17 protein-coding genes are annotated in these 14,227 nt (G+C 68.6%); 15 read left to right on the top strand and 2 right to left on the bottom strand.

Translation table 11 applies throughout. The features are described 5' to 3' along the window. Positions 1 to 277 precede the first annotated feature (277 nt). The 15 genes from ABZ928_RS41595 to ABZ928_RS41525 all read left to right on the top strand — a co-directional run bounded on the left by ABZ928_RS41595 (position 278) and on the right by ABZ928_RS41525 (position 13,121). Entirely contained in the window at positions 278 to 1,120 is an 843-nt protein-coding gene (locus ABZ928_RS41595) for a hypothetical protein (RefSeq protein WP_361531037.1), read from the top strand. A 292-nt stretch (positions 1,121 to 1,412) separates the two neighbouring features. After that, a complete protein-coding gene (locus ABZ928_RS41590; protein WP_361531034.1) occupies positions 1,413 to 1,547 on the top strand; it encodes a hypothetical protein in 135 nt (44 codons plus the stop codon). Between the two features lie 107 nt (positions 1,548 to 1,654). Then, a complete protein-coding gene (locus tag ABZ928_RS41585; RefSeq protein WP_361531250.1) occupies positions 1,655 to 3,058 on the top strand; it encodes a DNA cytosine methyltransferase in 1,404 nt (467 codons plus the stop codon). 98 nt (positions 3,059 to 3,156) lie between these two features. Further along, positions 3,157 to 3,756 (top strand): hypothetical protein, encoded by a 600-nt coding sequence (locus ABZ928_RS41580; protein ID WP_361531031.1) that lies wholly within the window; start codon positions 3,157 to 3,159, stop codon positions 3,754 to 3,756. A 143-nt stretch (positions 3,757 to 3,899) separates the two neighbouring features. Continuing rightward, positions 3,900 to 4,763: a phosphoadenosine phosphosulfate reductase family protein gene (locus ABZ928_RS41575; RefSeq protein ID WP_361531028.1), complete on the top strand. Its 864-nt coding sequence runs from the start codon at positions 3,900 to 3,902 to the stop codon at positions 4,761 to 4,763. Between the two features lie 290 nt (positions 4,764 to 5,053). After that, on the top strand, positions 5,054 to 5,458 hold the full coding sequence (locus tag ABZ928_RS41570) for a hypothetical protein (RefSeq protein WP_361531025.1): 405 nt from the start codon (positions 5,054 to 5,056) through the stop codon (positions 5,456 to 5,458). Between the two features lie 81 nt (positions 5,459 to 5,539). Further along, a complete protein-coding gene (locus ABZ928_RS41565) occupies positions 5,540 to 6,484 on the top strand; it encodes a hypothetical protein (RefSeq protein ID WP_361531022.1) in 945 nt (314 codons plus the stop codon). Positions 6,485 to 6,589: 105 nt separating this feature from the next. After that, on the top strand, positions 6,590 to 7,345 hold the full coding sequence (locus ABZ928_RS41560) for a hypothetical protein (protein WP_361531019.1): 756 nt from the start codon (positions 6,590 to 6,592) through the stop codon (positions 7,343 to 7,345). 126 nt (positions 7,346 to 7,471) lie between these two features. Next, complete coding sequence (locus ABZ928_RS41555; RefSeq protein ID WP_361531016.1) at positions 7,472 to 7,690, top strand: hypothetical protein; 219 nt, start codon at positions 7,472 to 7,474, stop codon at positions 7,688 to 7,690. A 101-nt stretch (positions 7,691 to 7,791) separates the two neighbouring features. Then, a complete protein-coding gene (locus tag ABZ928_RS41550) occupies positions 7,792 to 8,226 on the top strand; it encodes a hypothetical protein (RefSeq protein WP_361531013.1) in 435 nt (144 codons plus the stop codon). 108 nt (positions 8,227 to 8,334) lie between these two features. After that, positions 8,335 to 9,225 (top strand): hypothetical protein, encoded by an 891-nt coding sequence (locus ABZ928_RS41545; protein WP_361531010.1) that lies wholly within the window; start codon positions 8,335 to 8,337, stop codon positions 9,223 to 9,225. 399 nt (positions 9,226 to 9,624) lie between these two features. After that, positions 9,625 to 9,885: a hypothetical protein gene (locus ABZ928_RS41540; RefSeq protein WP_361531007.1), complete on the top strand. Its 261-nt coding sequence runs from the start codon at positions 9,625 to 9,627 to the stop codon at positions 9,883 to 9,885. A 407-nt stretch (positions 9,886 to 10,292) separates the two neighbouring features. Further along, on the top strand, positions 10,293 to 10,925 hold the full coding sequence (locus ABZ928_RS41535; protein WP_361531004.1) for a hypothetical protein: 633 nt from the start codon (positions 10,293 to 10,295) through the stop codon (positions 10,923 to 10,925). A gap of 219 nt (positions 10,926 to 11,144) precedes the next feature. Next, complete coding sequence (locus ABZ928_RS41530) at positions 11,145 to 12,239, top strand: hypothetical protein (protein WP_361531001.1); 1,095 nt, start codon at positions 11,145 to 11,147, stop codon at positions 12,237 to 12,239. Between the two features lie 72 nt (positions 12,240 to 12,311). After that, complete coding sequence (locus ABZ928_RS41525) at positions 12,312 to 13,121, top strand: hypothetical protein (RefSeq protein ID WP_361530998.1); 810 nt, start codon at positions 12,312 to 12,314, stop codon at positions 13,119 to 13,121. A 174-nt stretch (positions 13,122 to 13,295) separates the two neighbouring features. Here the strand turns inward: ABZ928_RS41525 and ABZ928_RS41520 are convergent, their stop codons facing one another. Both ABZ928_RS41520 and ABZ928_RS41515 read right to left on the bottom strand, forming a co-directional pair. Continuing rightward, positions 13,296 to 13,673 carry a hypothetical protein gene (locus ABZ928_RS41520; protein ID WP_361530995.1) on the bottom strand — a complete coding sequence of 126 codons (378 nt, stop codon included), beginning with the start codon at positions 13,671 to 13,673 and terminating at the stop codon, positions 13,296 to 13,298. A gap of 11 nt (positions 13,674 to 13,684) precedes the next feature. After that, positions 13,685 to 14,197, bottom strand: a complete 513-nt coding sequence (locus tag ABZ928_RS41515) for a hypothetical protein (protein ID WP_361530993.1) — start codon at positions 14,195 to 14,197, stop codon at positions 13,685 to 13,687. Positions 14,198 to 14,227: the final 30 nt, after the last annotated feature.

Genomic DNA, 14,227 nt, shown 5'->3' with positions numbered 1-14,227 from the left:
TTCCCAAATCCGCCCCCAGGTAGCCCTTTTCTCAGGTTGACCAACTTCCCCATGGAACATAGATTTACCTATGTCGAGGGGGGCGGAAAGGGAAAATGGAAGCCGCCCGAAGAAATCGCCATCAGCAAACAGAAGTACTCGTTTAATCGCTCCTTGAAAACTCCACAGCGCGCTCTATCTAACCCGTAGAACATTGACGTAATTTCACGAAACTGAATTCCAAAGGGGGCAGGGCAAAGCCTCCTGGAACCCACAGCTACGGAATGGATCCACCCACGTGACTGACAAGAAAATCCCGATTTCTATGACCGCCCTCGCCATCGCTATCCGGGAAGGCGCACAGGTCGAGGCGAACCACAATCTCGGCAAGTCCGTCGTGTTCATCCTGCCGAGTTCCGGAGACGAGGTGACGGTGTGGCCCGGCCCCGACAGGCCCCAGCCCACCTCACCCCTCGTCCTGCTCTGGAACCGCCGGTCGTCGCAGGGTGCGAACATCGCAGGCGGTGAACTGCCCTGGCCCAGCGACCCCAAGCCGCTAGTGGACTGGGCGATCGCCATGGCCTACTCGGTCGGCGAGATCGGCCCCCAGTACGCGCCCGTCCTCGCCACGCTGCGCGAGCACGACGTGATCGGCGACATCGTCTCTGTCCAGGGTGTCGGCTACCTGATCCACGTCCCGCTCCCGGACTCCACGTACCTGACCATCGGGGGCGACGAAGGCCTGCCCAGCCGGGCCGACCAGGTCAAGAACTGGCACGTGCAGCACGAGGGCCCAGATGAGCACATCGCGGTCGTCTACCACGGCTCCGAGCTCCTGCGGATGATCGGCGCGACCCAGCGCTACCTCCAGGCGACGGCGATCCGCTACGGCGGTCACCACCCGCTCGGCGCCCCGGTAGACGGCGAGGCGCCGGACGGCCCGGACAAGTTCTACGGCCTCCTCTCCGACCTGTCCGAGGTGCGCCGCTTCGACCACACGACCCCCGGCGGAGCCCTCGTAACCGTCTTCGACGCCGACGGCTACAACGGCGCCACCATCAACGTCCCGGCCGAGGTCGTGACCCGCCTCTGCCGCCTGCTCACCGTCGAGAAGAGGGTCATCGAGACCTACGGCGGCTAGCAGCCGAAGCGACTCCCCAACGTGCCGGGCCCGGAGGGCAACCGGGCCCGGCACGTATGAACCCACAACCCCGGATGGACACATGACCAAGCGCATTCCCCGAGCTCACAACCACTGGCCCTTGATGCTGGCCAGCAACCACGCCAGTGATTCCTCACCGGCCAGCCTGCCCCTCCACGCTCAGACGGTCCCTGTTCTGTGGGCGCCTCTTCCCTGGCTGGCGAGCTGGAGTACGGCAGGCCTTCGACTCTCCGTGCAGACAGAGGATCCGCGCACTCGTGTCGCCCGTCTCGTGGCTGCCGAACTCGGCGCCGCTTCCACCTGGGACCTGATCCGCGAAGCACGGAGCCGCACCTTCGAGTTGGTCGCGGTCGAGGACGTCATCGAGACCGCGGTCTGGCTCACGTCCCAGAACCGCAGCAAGTAACCGCATCGCAGCTTTTCCAGCGCGTCGGGTCCGGAGGGCAAACCGGGCCCGACGCGTCCAGGGACCCACACACGCAGGAAGAACATTTGAGCCTCACATTCACCGACATGTACGCGGGCGCGGGCGGCTCCAGTACCGGCTTGGTCAATGCCGGACTCGAACTGATACTCGCTGCCAATCACTGGCAAGTAGCGGTCGATACGCACACCGCCAATCATCCCGACGCCGAGCATCTCTGCGCCGAGATGGAGTACTACGACATGAGACGCCTCCCGAGGACTGACATCCTCTGGGCGAGTCCCATCTGTACGGAGATAAGTCCCGCCGGGGGCCGCCCCCGGACCAAGGGGCAAGTGGACGACGAAGAGTGGAAGGCGCTCCCCGACAAGGCGTTCGTGCGCACGAGGGCCACCGCATTCGAAGTCATCCGTGCCGTTCAACTCCACCGCTACAAGGCCGTATTGGTGGAGAACGTCATCGAATTCGCCACCGACTGGGAGCTGTTCGACTGGTGGCTGGCCGGAATGACACAGCTGGGCTACAACTACCAGATTGTCTGTGTCTCGTCGGCGCACATCGGGGACGCATTCAATCTCCCCGCCCCGCAGTGGCGCGATCGGTTGTACATCGTTTTCACGAAGGTCGGGGTCCGTCTCCCGGACGTGAAGCCGACGCCGCTGGCGTTCTGCGAAGGCTGCGACGAGGACGTGCACGCGGTGCAGACCTGGCGCCCGCTCCGCAAGCCCCGCAAGGGCCAAAAGCCCCGGCGGGAGGGAGTCGGCAAGTACGGCGTGCAGTACGACTACACGTGCTCGCGCGGCCACGGCATCGTCGAGCCGTACGTCCAGCCCGCGTCCTCCATCATCAACTGGGAAGATCAGGGCATTCGCATCGCAGACCGTCACGAGCACGGGCTTGACCCGCTGGCCGAGAACACCGTCGCCCGGATCGAGGCGGGACTGGAGATGTTCCCCGAAACCCCCTCGGTGCTGACCGTGAACCACAGCGGTCACGACGGGCGCGTCTTCCGGCCGGACCTGGCCCCGCTGCCGTCCCGGTGCGCGAAGATCGGCGAAGGGCTGCTCATCCCGCCGGAGAGCTTCCCCTACGCCACGTCGTCCCCGGGCCTTGCGGCCCCGCCGTTCGTCATCGAACTGCGCAACCACGGCAAAGCCCGGAAGATCGAACGGCCACTGTCCGCGGTCATGGCGGGCGGCAATCACCACGGGCTGGTCATCCCGTACCGCAAGGGGGCGAAGGCCAAGCCGACGTCCGAGCCGCTGCACACCCTGTCCACGCACGATTCGGCCGGTCTGCTGCGGCAGGCGGCGCGGATCGAGGACTGCTACTTCCGGATGTTGAAGTGGCGCGAGCAGATGAACGCCCAGCGCTTCCCGCCTGGCTACATCGTCACGGGCACCAGCGACGCCGCCAAGACGGTCCAGGCCGGAAACGCGGTGAGCGTCAACGTCGCGCAGTGGCTCGGCGAGCGCGTGGCCGCCGTTCTGTAACTCCCGGTGGGGCCGCCCCAGGGTGGCCCCACCTCCTCCTCATTAGCCGGGCCCGGAGGGCAAACCGGGCCCGGCGCCCACACCTTCAGGAGCGCCCCATGGACCACCTGGATCGCCAGTACGAAGCCCGCGCACATGTCGCCCGCACCGTCCAGCGAAGCCGCACCGACCGAGCCACGATACGGCTCCTGCTCACCCAGGGCGTCCTGCCCCTCGTGACCCGCTCCCGGCCCACCGAATCGCCGTGGATGGAAGTGACGTTCACCCACGGCGTCACGTCCGGCCGCTGGTTCAACACCTACGTGCGCCACGGGCACAGCGTCCGCTTCAACCTCCTGCCGCTCAGTCTGGTGCCCGCGGTCCTCGCCGCCGTCGGCGACAGCCCGGACAGCGAGGAAGCCGCCTTCCACGACCCGGCCGACTTCCAGGGCGACGCCGCCCGGTGGCTGGACAAGCAGACCGCCGGTTTGCTGGGCGTGGTCGACAGCCGTCCTCTGCCCGGATACGACGCGGAGGCCTTCGATGCTCCGACCTACACATCGGAGCTGTCCGGACGCTGGCAGGTGGAGGGCCTCGCGCTCCTGGAGCTGTCCGGCCCTCACCTGACGGCCGTGTGCAATCTGGAGCTCCTTCGCCTCAGCGAGACGGCGGCGCACGCGGTCATCACCGCGTTCGTGAACCAGGTGTCGGAGCACTGACGCAGGCGGATGTTCCTGGCCAGCCTGCCTGGTGCTGGCCAGGGACATCCGGATCGCTTCCCTTCCGCCCGGCATGCGGCGAGACGCCTCTCCGCGCGCGCCCGGGCGTTCTTCCGAATCCCCTTATCCCTTGGGAGACCTCAGTGACCAAGCTCCTCACGTCCGCCCCGCCGTGCGGCACCGGATGTGCCCAGCTCGAACTGTTCACCCCGCCGGCCGAGGCGGCACCCGCGGAGCTGGCCGAGTTCGACTGGGACCGGCACGACGTTGTGGTCGTCGGCGACAGCGGCGGGAAAGACTCCGGTGTTCTCGTACACGAGGTGTGCACGCAGGCCGACCAGGCGGGCCAGCTGCACAAGGTCCGGGTGCTCCACTGCGACCTGGGCCGTACGCCGAACGGGCACCTGATCGAGTGGCCGGGTGCCCTGGAAGTGGCCCGCGACCATGCCGCCCTGTACGACGTGCCGTTCGCCGTCCGTCGCAGTCAGCGGTGGCCTTCCCTGTGGGACCGGATCATGGATCACGGCAACTGGCCCGGATATTTTGCGCGGTTTTGCACGAGTGATACGAAAACGGCTGTCGGGAGAGTTTTCGTCGACGAGCTCGGTGCGGAGCTGCGGCTGGGCCGCCCGATCAGGGCCGGGTATGCGCTGGGGATGCGGGCCGAGGAGTCCCGGGCCCGAGCGGCGAAGCCGGTCGTCGAGCGGCACCGGATGACCGCGAAAACGCTCCGCGAAGTCACGACCTGGCTGCCGATCCATCACCTCAAGACGGATGAGGTCTGGAAGACCCACGTCGACCACGGCATCCCCTGTCATCCTGCCTATGAACTGGTGGGGCGGCTCAGCTGCCGGGCGTGCCCGCTGGCGAGCCGCCAGGACCTGATCGGGTCCGCGCGGGTCAACGGCGGCATCTTCGAGGAATACGCGGGAGCCGAGGAGCGCATGGGCAAGCCGTTCAAGAAGAACCTCACCCTGAAGCGGATCCTCCAACTGGCCCGGAGCTGACCGGACCAGGGCCACCAGCCTGGTCGCCGCGAGATCGCACCCGGATGAACGGGGCCAGGACGGCCACCCCTAGACACTGCACTGCCTGCAAGTGGGGGTCCAGCCAGCCGAAATACCGTTGACCGTCCGACCATGGAAGCATAAATTTACCTATGTCGAGACGGGGTAAATGTCTCCGGGGGATCCACGCGGCCCTCAGTCAGTGGCGGCGACCGTCTCGACTCCCCGCCGGTGCCTGGCAGGACATGACCGGGCACCGGCTCCCAGCCCACTATCGCGATAGGACTTCCATGGAATTCGACGGACCTCTTCCGATCGACGCGCCCACCGACTACACCCTGCTGATCAAGTCAACCGCGGTGGAACGCGGACGCGCCCTGATGGCCTACACCCTCCGCTGGGTCGGCGAGGACGGCACCAAGATCGACGGTGACGGCAACGTCATCGCGCCGGGGTGGGCCACGGCGCCCGACGGCTGGGCGACGTTCAACGCCTCTTTCGCCCCCGAGTTGGCCGGAGACATCTGCGCCGACCTCCTCATGTACGTGCTGGCAGCCGCCGGAGACGCGGGCGTGCGGCGCACGTTGCGGGAGCTCCTCGATCCGGTGACCGAGGCGGTGGAGAGCGCCGACGACGAGGGCCAGACGCAGACCCTGCAACGCCTCGCCGATTCGCTGGCGGCCGCCATCGGCTGACAGCTCATCACCACCCCTCTCCGGTGTGCGGCAGGGCAAGCCGCGCACCGGAGTTGAACCCACGATTCGAAAGAGCACCCCATGCAGACACACACGATGCGAACCGCCGCGCGCGACAGGCTCACGGCCGCCCGGCGGCAGCTGATCATGACCGAGGCCGTGGTGGCCCTCCACCGCAGGGCCGCGAGCGGGCACAAGTGGTCGATCAGCAGGACGGACGGCCGTCTTGCCCAGCTCCGCGCTGAGCAGCCGCTCCTGCCCGCCGGATACAGCGCCGAGGGCGCCGAAGGAGCAGGCAGGAAGCTCATCCTCCGTCAGCACCTCCTGGAGAAGGAGACGGCGCTCACGGCGGCCTACGAGGTCGTCGCCGCCGCACATCGGCTGGCCCTCGGCGCGGCGTACCGCGAAGTGCACCCCCTGCCCGAGCGCGGCACTGTGCTCGCTCCGGCCAATCCGGTTGCACACGCCGCCAACTACACGGCCACATACGCCACTTCGCACGACAGTGATCCCGTCGAGCATCCGGCCGCACTGGCGGCCGACCGCGTCGAGTTCGTACTGGGCGTGTGGCAACAGGTACCGCAGGCCAACATCCTTGTGGATGCCTCCGGCGCGTACAGCGTGGCCATGCCGGGCAGCTACATCGAACTGCGCCCCGTCGACGAGCCCGCCCCCACCGAGGGTGACGTTCTGCATACGGCCCTCGGCGCCTACGGCATCCCGTCGTACCCCATGTGGGAATGCGGCATCAGCTACCGCGTTGTCCCGCTCGACATAGCTGCCGCTGGGGAGGCCGTCCACACCGGCCCTCGCCTGTACGTCCAGTCCGGTGACTACGCCGACCGGCCGATAGACGCCTACGACGAGCCGTGGACCATCACCTTGCAGAACGCCGACGGCGACCTGATCGACACCCTCTACAGCGGCTCCCGCCTGCCGGGAGGCATCGCCGAAGAGTCCGCCCACTGCGCGCAGTTCGCCGCGTCCTGGATCCGAGCCAACGCGCACGCCCACCTCCCCGGCTGACCCACCCCACTCCTCCGGGGCGCGGGCGACCGCGCCCCGGAGGCAACCTGTCACCTTTTCCAGCCGGCGACGCGTCGTCCGGCCGCACTCGAAAGGCAACCAAGCATGGACACCAGGGCACGTATCAGGACCCGCGGCAACCGGGGCGAAGCCGCCGTGTGGGAGTACCTCGACACGTCATGTGTTGGCGCCGCCTTCCACCAGGATCCCGCTGCCCGCGGCCTGCGCGCCGTCCTGACCTACGGCCAGGACCAGTGGAACGCCGGGTGGGACGTGCTGCGCACCAGCCCCGTCTTCCGCAGCGAGGCGGAAACCGTCATGACCACCCTGTTCGGCGACGTCCTGCACTACTGGGCCCGCCGCAACCCCAACGCCTTCGACCTTCTGCAGCGCCGCATCTGGGAACTGCGGGCGGAGTTCGAGAAGTTCGACTTCGAAAGGTTCGTCAACGAAGAGGAACTCGCAGCCCTGCCGGTCGCCGCCGTGAGCGAGGTGATCGCCCGTCTGCTGGCCGATCTGCTGCTGTGCGCCGAGCGGTTGAACCTCAGCTCCGACAACGTCTTCGCGAATGGCGTGCGGTTCTTCGTCGCCGACTGGAACCAGCTGAAGTTCGAACAGCTCCCGCGCGACGAGCAGCAGGCGCACATCACCCTGGCCACCCTGGCCGACCAGAAGCACATCCTCAGCTTCCGGCCGCACGGCCACGAAGGCGACGGCATGTGGCACGTACAGGAGAACCCCCTCGACCACACGATGCTCCCCACCGAGGACGTCGCAGCCTATGCCGAGCGGCGCCACGAGCTCATGCGCCGCGGCCCGGAGAACCCCGGAAGCGCGCGGAGCGGTTCCACCCCGCACTGATCGAGCCCTTCGCGTCCGCCGTCCGGCAGGGCAAGCCGAGCAGCGGACTCACGGAACCCACGGCGTTCCTGGTGGGCGGGCCGAATCTCCCGCCCACCAGGAACGCCCCTCCCGCGGAGCCTTCCTATGACCAGCATCGCGAGCACACCAGCCCACCCGGGTGACGACTTCGATCAAGCGACACGACAGGCACTCCGTCTCGTCAGCCCGGCCCGGCTGCGGCTGATCACCACCAGCCCACGGCCCGCAGCCCAGCCCGTCCCCTCCGAAGGCACTGACCTGGAGGCCCTCGCCATCAGCATCGGTGTCCTCCACCCCGTCCACCAGACCACCAGGCCCCGATAGGCCTCCCGCTCCCGGTCGCATCGGATCGCCCGGCCAGCATTCCCTGCCGCCGGTACGCCGCAGGACCGCACGGCCCCCTCATGCAGAAAGGCACAACTCCCATGACCACTCCTGCCCGCATCCCCGTCGCCGCGGTGCTGGTGCATGCCCTCGCCGCCGTGGAGATCCCAGGTTTCCCCGATCTCGACGAGAACTTCATCGTCGCCCACCCGCCGCACCTCTCCCAGAACCAGGCCCTGGACCACGAGCACGTCGCCGTCACCACCGGCTGGGAGTTCAACATCAACAACCCCATCGATCAGTACCCCGGCGGCTTGTCGGCCACTGCGTACGAGGGCTACGACGGCTCGGACTTCTGCGATATCGCCAGAATCTACGAGGCCCAGCCCGGCGCGGATCTCATGGCCCATGCCGCCGCCTGCGCGAAGGCGGTCGCCGAGTGGTTGGCCTCGCGCCAGTCCACGACCGACCCCGGAAAAGGGAGTGGGGCCGACGACACGGACGAAGTCCGTACCAGCACCACCGAAGTGTGCTGACTTGGGCAAAGCCGCCGGCCCCTGGAACCCACAATCGGAGATCTCCACGGAGACCCGGTTGCAGTACCCGACAGTGTAGAGCCTGGCCATGAGACAGGATGGGCCACGATGACCACGACCAGAGAACAGTTCGACCAGCGGCTCGCCGAGCTCCAGCGCACCAACCGGGAACTGAGCCGCAAGGACTTCGCCTACCTCGCCGGCGTCGCCGAGAAAACGGTGCGGAACTGGCTGGGCGCCGACCCGGACTTTGCGTCCACCGTGCGCACTGGTGCGCGAGGGGCCCAGTTCTTCCCCTTGGAAGAAGGTGCCCAGTGGGTGCGCAAGCAGCTCTTCGGCCCCAACGAGAAGGCGCCGGAAGCGCACAGGGGGCCCCGGCTCTCCGCCGAGCCCCAGCGCATGCCCTATACGCCCGGCGAGCGGTGGCGCTGGGTGGACATGGCGCGGCTGCGCGGTGTCACGCCGACCGCCGTCCGAGTCCTCGCCGCCGACTACGCAGACCATCCCGAGCGGCCGTTCCCGCCCCGCGACGAGTTCGACCACCGCTGTGACGCCAGCGAGGTCTCCGCCTGGTTCTTCTGGTACGACACCACCCGTCCGGGATACAGCGGCCCCCGGCCCGCCCAGATCACAGCGGCCTCCGGCACCCAGGACACCCGCCACAAGGAAGTGACCCGGCGCCTGCGCGCGGCGCTCGACAACGACGAGGACCTCACCACACGGGTACTGGCGGAGGAACTCGACGTGAGCGCCGACGTCGCGGCCCGCTACCTCAGGCAGGCGGCCGAGGCTGTTCTCCGCGAGCGCGGCCTGATCTCGCGCAGCCAGATCGCCGAGCGCCTGCCCGCGACGTCCCCCGCGCTCACGCCCACGCAGCGCCGGGAGCGTGTGAAGACTCTCCTCAAGCGGCAGAGCGCGCCTGCCCCCGTTATCACGGTGGGAGATTCGCCGTACTACGACGAGACGGCCGTCGCCGAGCTTCTCACGCCTCCCGCCTGACCCTCGCCCACGGCGTCCCCGAGCGGACAGGGCGAGGTCAGCACTCGCTCCTTCGCATCCCGGCGATCGAGTGTGGGGCCCTCGGCGGACGGAGTGCAAGGCCGGGCTTCGCCGCGTCCTTGCACTCCGTCCGTTCGGACCCCGCTTTTTCTTTGCCGGGACGGGGAGGGGGGCATCCTCCGGCACCGGACCGGGGGCGGCTCGGCACCGTGGCCGCGTGCGGCACCATGCGCCGTTGCACCTCTCCGGCGCACTGCGGGCACCACAAAATGCGCAGAGATTGATCCCAGTTGGGCTGCGATATCGCGTTGACCACACCATCCAAGAAAGATAGATTTACCTATGTCAAGAGGGGGCAGGGCAAGCCCCCGGAACCCACGCTCCACCGAGGAGATCACCTTGGACGAGAACCCCGAGCAGACCGAGTTCTGGTTGGTGTGCGAGACCGGCGACATCGAGGAGTTCGACACCTACGAGGCCGCCTACGACGCACTGACGGCCGCCGTCAAGCGTGACATCGAGCAGCACGGCGAAGAGACGGCCCGCAATTCGGGTTTGATCCACCCGTACGGCTACACCATCAACGTCATGCGCGAGGACCGGGACGTCACCCAGGACTGGCTGATCAACGAGCCCCACAAGCCGCTGAGCATCGACTGAGGGCCCTGCCGCCCGGCCCGGGCCCGTCACGCAGCGGGCCCGCATCCATCTCATCGCCGAGCCTCACGGCCCAGCCGCGCGAGCCTCCTGCTCCGCGAGCCGGCCGGAGCGGCGCCCCGCCCTGCCGTCTTTCGCACGCGGAGAAGAGCGCCTTCAAGCCCATCACCGGCGTACAGCCACACCAGAAATGCCCGAAGTGCGGCAGCACCCGCATCACGCCCACCGTCCGCACCTGGGCGTACTGCCAGACCTGCCGCCACGGCTCCACCTGGGACGAGTTCAAGGTCTGCCGCTGCTGGGGCTACGACTGCCCCGCCCTGCTGGCCCCACCTCTCCCCGGGGCGTCCCCAACGCGCCCCGTATCTCCGGGCCGGAGCGCAACCGGCCCCGCCCGAAAGGACTTGATCATGCAGCCTGCCGTCGCACCGCTCGCTCCCGCGGCCCGCGCCGCGCACGGCGGATACTCCGCCTACCCCGTACGACTGGCCCCACTGCTCATCACGCGGCTCACCGAGATAGGTGCGTACGCGTCGGCCCGCTGCCACCTCGCCGTCTGGGCCGAGACCGCCGACCTGGTGGACGACGCCCGCGCGGCCGTGTGCCTCGCCCATCTCGCGCCTCTGGGCCGTCGCCGCAAGTACCGCGCCTTCGCCAGCCGTATCGTCCTGGACGCCATCACGGCGTACGAGGAGGCGTACACGCTCTCCCTGTTGCTTGACGCAGCAGGCCACTACCACCCCGAGCCCGGCACCGAGTTCCCCTACTCGGTTTCCGACATCGGCCGTGCCGCCGCCGATCTCCTCGGCGACAAGTGGTCCGCAGACTCCGGCTCGTGGGGCGTGCGCTCCTACCTCCAGGCAGACGGCGAGAACAACGGCTACGCCCTCGCGGTCTCCGACAGCGGAGTCCTGCACATCGAGACCCTCCCCCTCCCCGAGGCGCACCGCGTCGACCTCTTCGCAGTGTGGCCCTGCGACGGTCTCGGCAACGTCGCCGCCCGCGTCGCCGACGCCATCCGTGAACTCCGCAAGAGCGACTGACCCGCCCAGCGCGACCGCGCCCCGGCCACGAAACCCGCCGGGGCGCGGTCACCACCCGGAGAGCACCCGGTTCACCGCCCGAAGCGGCGGAGCGCTACGGCGGGCGCCCGAGCGCCGTCCGTTCCTGGTTCTGACCTCCCGCCGGGGCGCGGCTGCCGCGCCCCGGCTCAACCACCCGCCCGGAAACCGACCGGGCCCCTGAGTGAGAGGACCCCAGCCATGACCACCACGGCCCGCAGCATCGTTCGGGAGACCACTCGGCCTTCCTACACGCGCTACACCCCCACCAACGGCAAGCGGCCGGAGGGCACCGAGTACGGCGTTGACGGATGGCTGTTCACGCTCCCCGGCGAGACGATCAACGGACACCGTTTCCCCCAGCGCACCTATGCGGCGTTCGAGGTGTCCGAACACGGGATGCTGTTCTGGATGGTGCGCGAAGTCGGCGGCGGACGACGCCAGCGCGGCAGCACCAGCACCAGCCGCAAGGGGGCTGTCGCCTTCGCGGTCGACGCTGTCGCCGCCGATCGGGAGCGTGCGGCGGACAACGCACGAGGCGACCGTGCAGCGGCGTCCCCGATCGCCGCCGAACAGGCCGGAGGGCAGTCCCATGTGTACTCCGCCGAGGCCGAGGCCGAGCAGTTGGAGCGCAGCCGCAAGTACGAGGAGACCGCGCGGCCGGTCATGGCGGAAATCCGGCTGGCGTACCCTCTCGCCGGGGGCGGTGCGTCGCTGCGCCTGTACGACGCACGCGGTAACGAAGTCGACCGCAAGCCGCTGACCGAACGCGGCGCGGCCGGTCGGGAGAACAACCCCGACGGGATCTATCTCGGATCGCTCACGTCCGGAGCCATGACAGCGGGACTGCTGCGGGCCGCCGAGTGGCACCTGAAGCGGTACGGGTTCACCTACGCACAGGGCGAGCGGTGGACGGCATACCCCGTGCGCGAGAACGAGGCCGAACAGTGGGCAGCGTGGGCGCCGATGCTGCCCGACGGGCACGCCGCTACGCCCCTCGCCCGCGTGGCGATCGTTCCCACCCGTGAGTACCTGGCCCTGACAGAACGCCGCTTCGGGCCCGTGCCGGAGATACCGGTCGTCGCCGGGCTGGAGTTCAAGCAGATGGGGCGCTGGTGGTGGCGCTCCACCACCCCCACGCGGGTTCTGGTTCTGGTGTGGACCCCACAGCTGGGCGGAGACCGCTGGGACCTGTGGGACGAAACCGACCGGCGCCACATCGTCAGTAGGGCAATCGGCAACGGCGCGTCGGGCGCTGCTCGTGCCTTCACAAGGGCCTGTCTGCCCCTCGCCTGACCCTCAGCCGCGCGGCCCCGGGAGGCCATCCCCGGGGCCCCGGGAACCGAGACCCAAGGAATGAGGAACCTCATGGGACTGCGCACGCCCCGTTTCCATCCGCTCTCCGACATGCCGCTGTTCGAGACCCAACGCAGGTTGCGCGGCCACAGCTTTTACCCGAGCGCGCGCGTGCTGCGTTCCCTCGCCCCCCGCAACCCGCGCCGCGAGCCCGAGGCATCGCCGTGCATCGTCTACCACTCCCCGTGGGGCCACATCGTCGTGACCGAGGTCAACCCCGAGAACCTGAACGGCTACGGCTGGACCTGCCGGTCGAGCTTCCCCGACGGCGCCGAATGGGGCGATCTCGGATACATGGGCGACTTCGAAAAGAAGCGAGGCACGCCGTGGGAGTTCTGGGAACGCGACCTGTACTCCGAAGACCGTACGGCCGCCGCCGCCATCGCCCGCATCCTCCAGCGCTACGCCCCGCACCCGCTCCGCGACGAGCCGGAGGAGCCGCTGATCATGGCCCGCCACGACGGACAGTGCGAGGTGTGGGAGACGGATGACATCGCGCTGATCGTCCCTGCTGCCCTGCGCTCCATCGTGTTGGTGCACGTGGTGATGACCGCACGCCCCCAGACGGCGTTGCCGGGCACCATCTGCCAATGGGAGGCACGAGACGCCCAGGGCAACGAGCTACTCATGTTCTACCAAGACGGTGTCGGCCGGGTCGGCGCCCTGAAGGACAACGACAGCTGGGGGCAAGACGAGGACGACTGGGTCGGCGTCGCGTTCTTCGACACCGGACGTCGTGGGGACAACGACATGCCCCTGGAGGAGTTCTGCCGACGCGCCGGAATCCTGCTCGCACCAACCGCGGTCCCGGAGTTGGGATGACCGGCCACGGCACGCTCTCCTCCCTGGTCAACTCACTGCCTCTGCACGTCCCGTAGTGAGACCAGCGCCGAGATGGCCACTCGAAAGCTCAAGCCGCGGCCCCCGCACCGACGTCTCGATCCGTCGGTGCGGGGGCCGCGGCTTTGTGCGTTCCCGGGCCTGCCTACGCCGACCTTATTGGCGGGGCGGCGTCACCCAGGACTGCGCACTTCGAGCAACTGGCGCAGGGGGCAGCCCCGCAGGGTACTGGGGAGCCTGCGGTGCGGGGTGGGCGGCCGGTACCGGCTGCTGCATTGGGTATGGAACGGTCGGGCTCACCGGGGCAGGCGGGGGTACCCAGCGGAGCTTGGTCCCCCCGTACACCGTGACGCTCCAGGAGGGGTGGTCGCTGAAGAGGCGCCATACGGGCCGCCCGTCGACGGTCGACTTCTCGTAGCGCCCGAGCCGGAACCCGACCGTCACCCCGTGTTCGTCCTCCACCTCCATCTTGAGGCCGATCCAGTCGGGGGCGAGGTCCTCGATCGGTCGTTCGACCGTTGCGTCGGGTGTCATGCGTTCCCCTTTCATGCCGCAGCCGTGTTCCCGTCGGTCGGCGCCGATCCGGCCTCGGCGGGCGCCACGCCGGCGGGCTCGACCGGATCGGTAACAGGCTGGCCCGCTTCCGACTTCGGATAGGTCGCCGTCGCTCCTTCGTGTCCGTGCTCCGGCCCTACGGTTCTGTGTGTCCTGCTGGGCTCGGCGGCGGCGAGCTTGCGGACTGTGTCCACGGCCTCACCAAGCCGGTCGGCGACGGAGCGTACGCCGTCGAGTTCGAGCATCTGGCCGACGCTCTCGGCCTGTTGACCCCGCAGGCCCTGCTTGGCCTTCTCGGCTTCCTGGCGGAGCCGGACGGTGTACGCGGCGATCTTCTCCTCGGTCGTTGTGGTGACGTCCTCGATCTCCTGCGCCGCTACTTCGTAGACGGTGGCCAGGTCCTCCAACTGCCGCTCGCGCTCCCAGTGCCCGGCCCGGCGTGCCCGCACTCGCTCGCGGGCCTCGACCTCGCGCGCCGACCTCCGCTGCTTCCGTTGGCCCATCGAACTCGCCTCTCCTCAGCGATGATTTGC

The organism is Streptomyces sp. NPDC046909 (assembly GCF_040644695.1).
Classification (GTDB): domain Bacteria; phylum Actinomycetota; class Actinomycetes; order Streptomycetales; family Streptomycetaceae; genus Streptomyces.
Note: the sequence above shows the minus strand (reverse complement) of the source record. Positions and strands in the feature narration are given on the sequence as shown.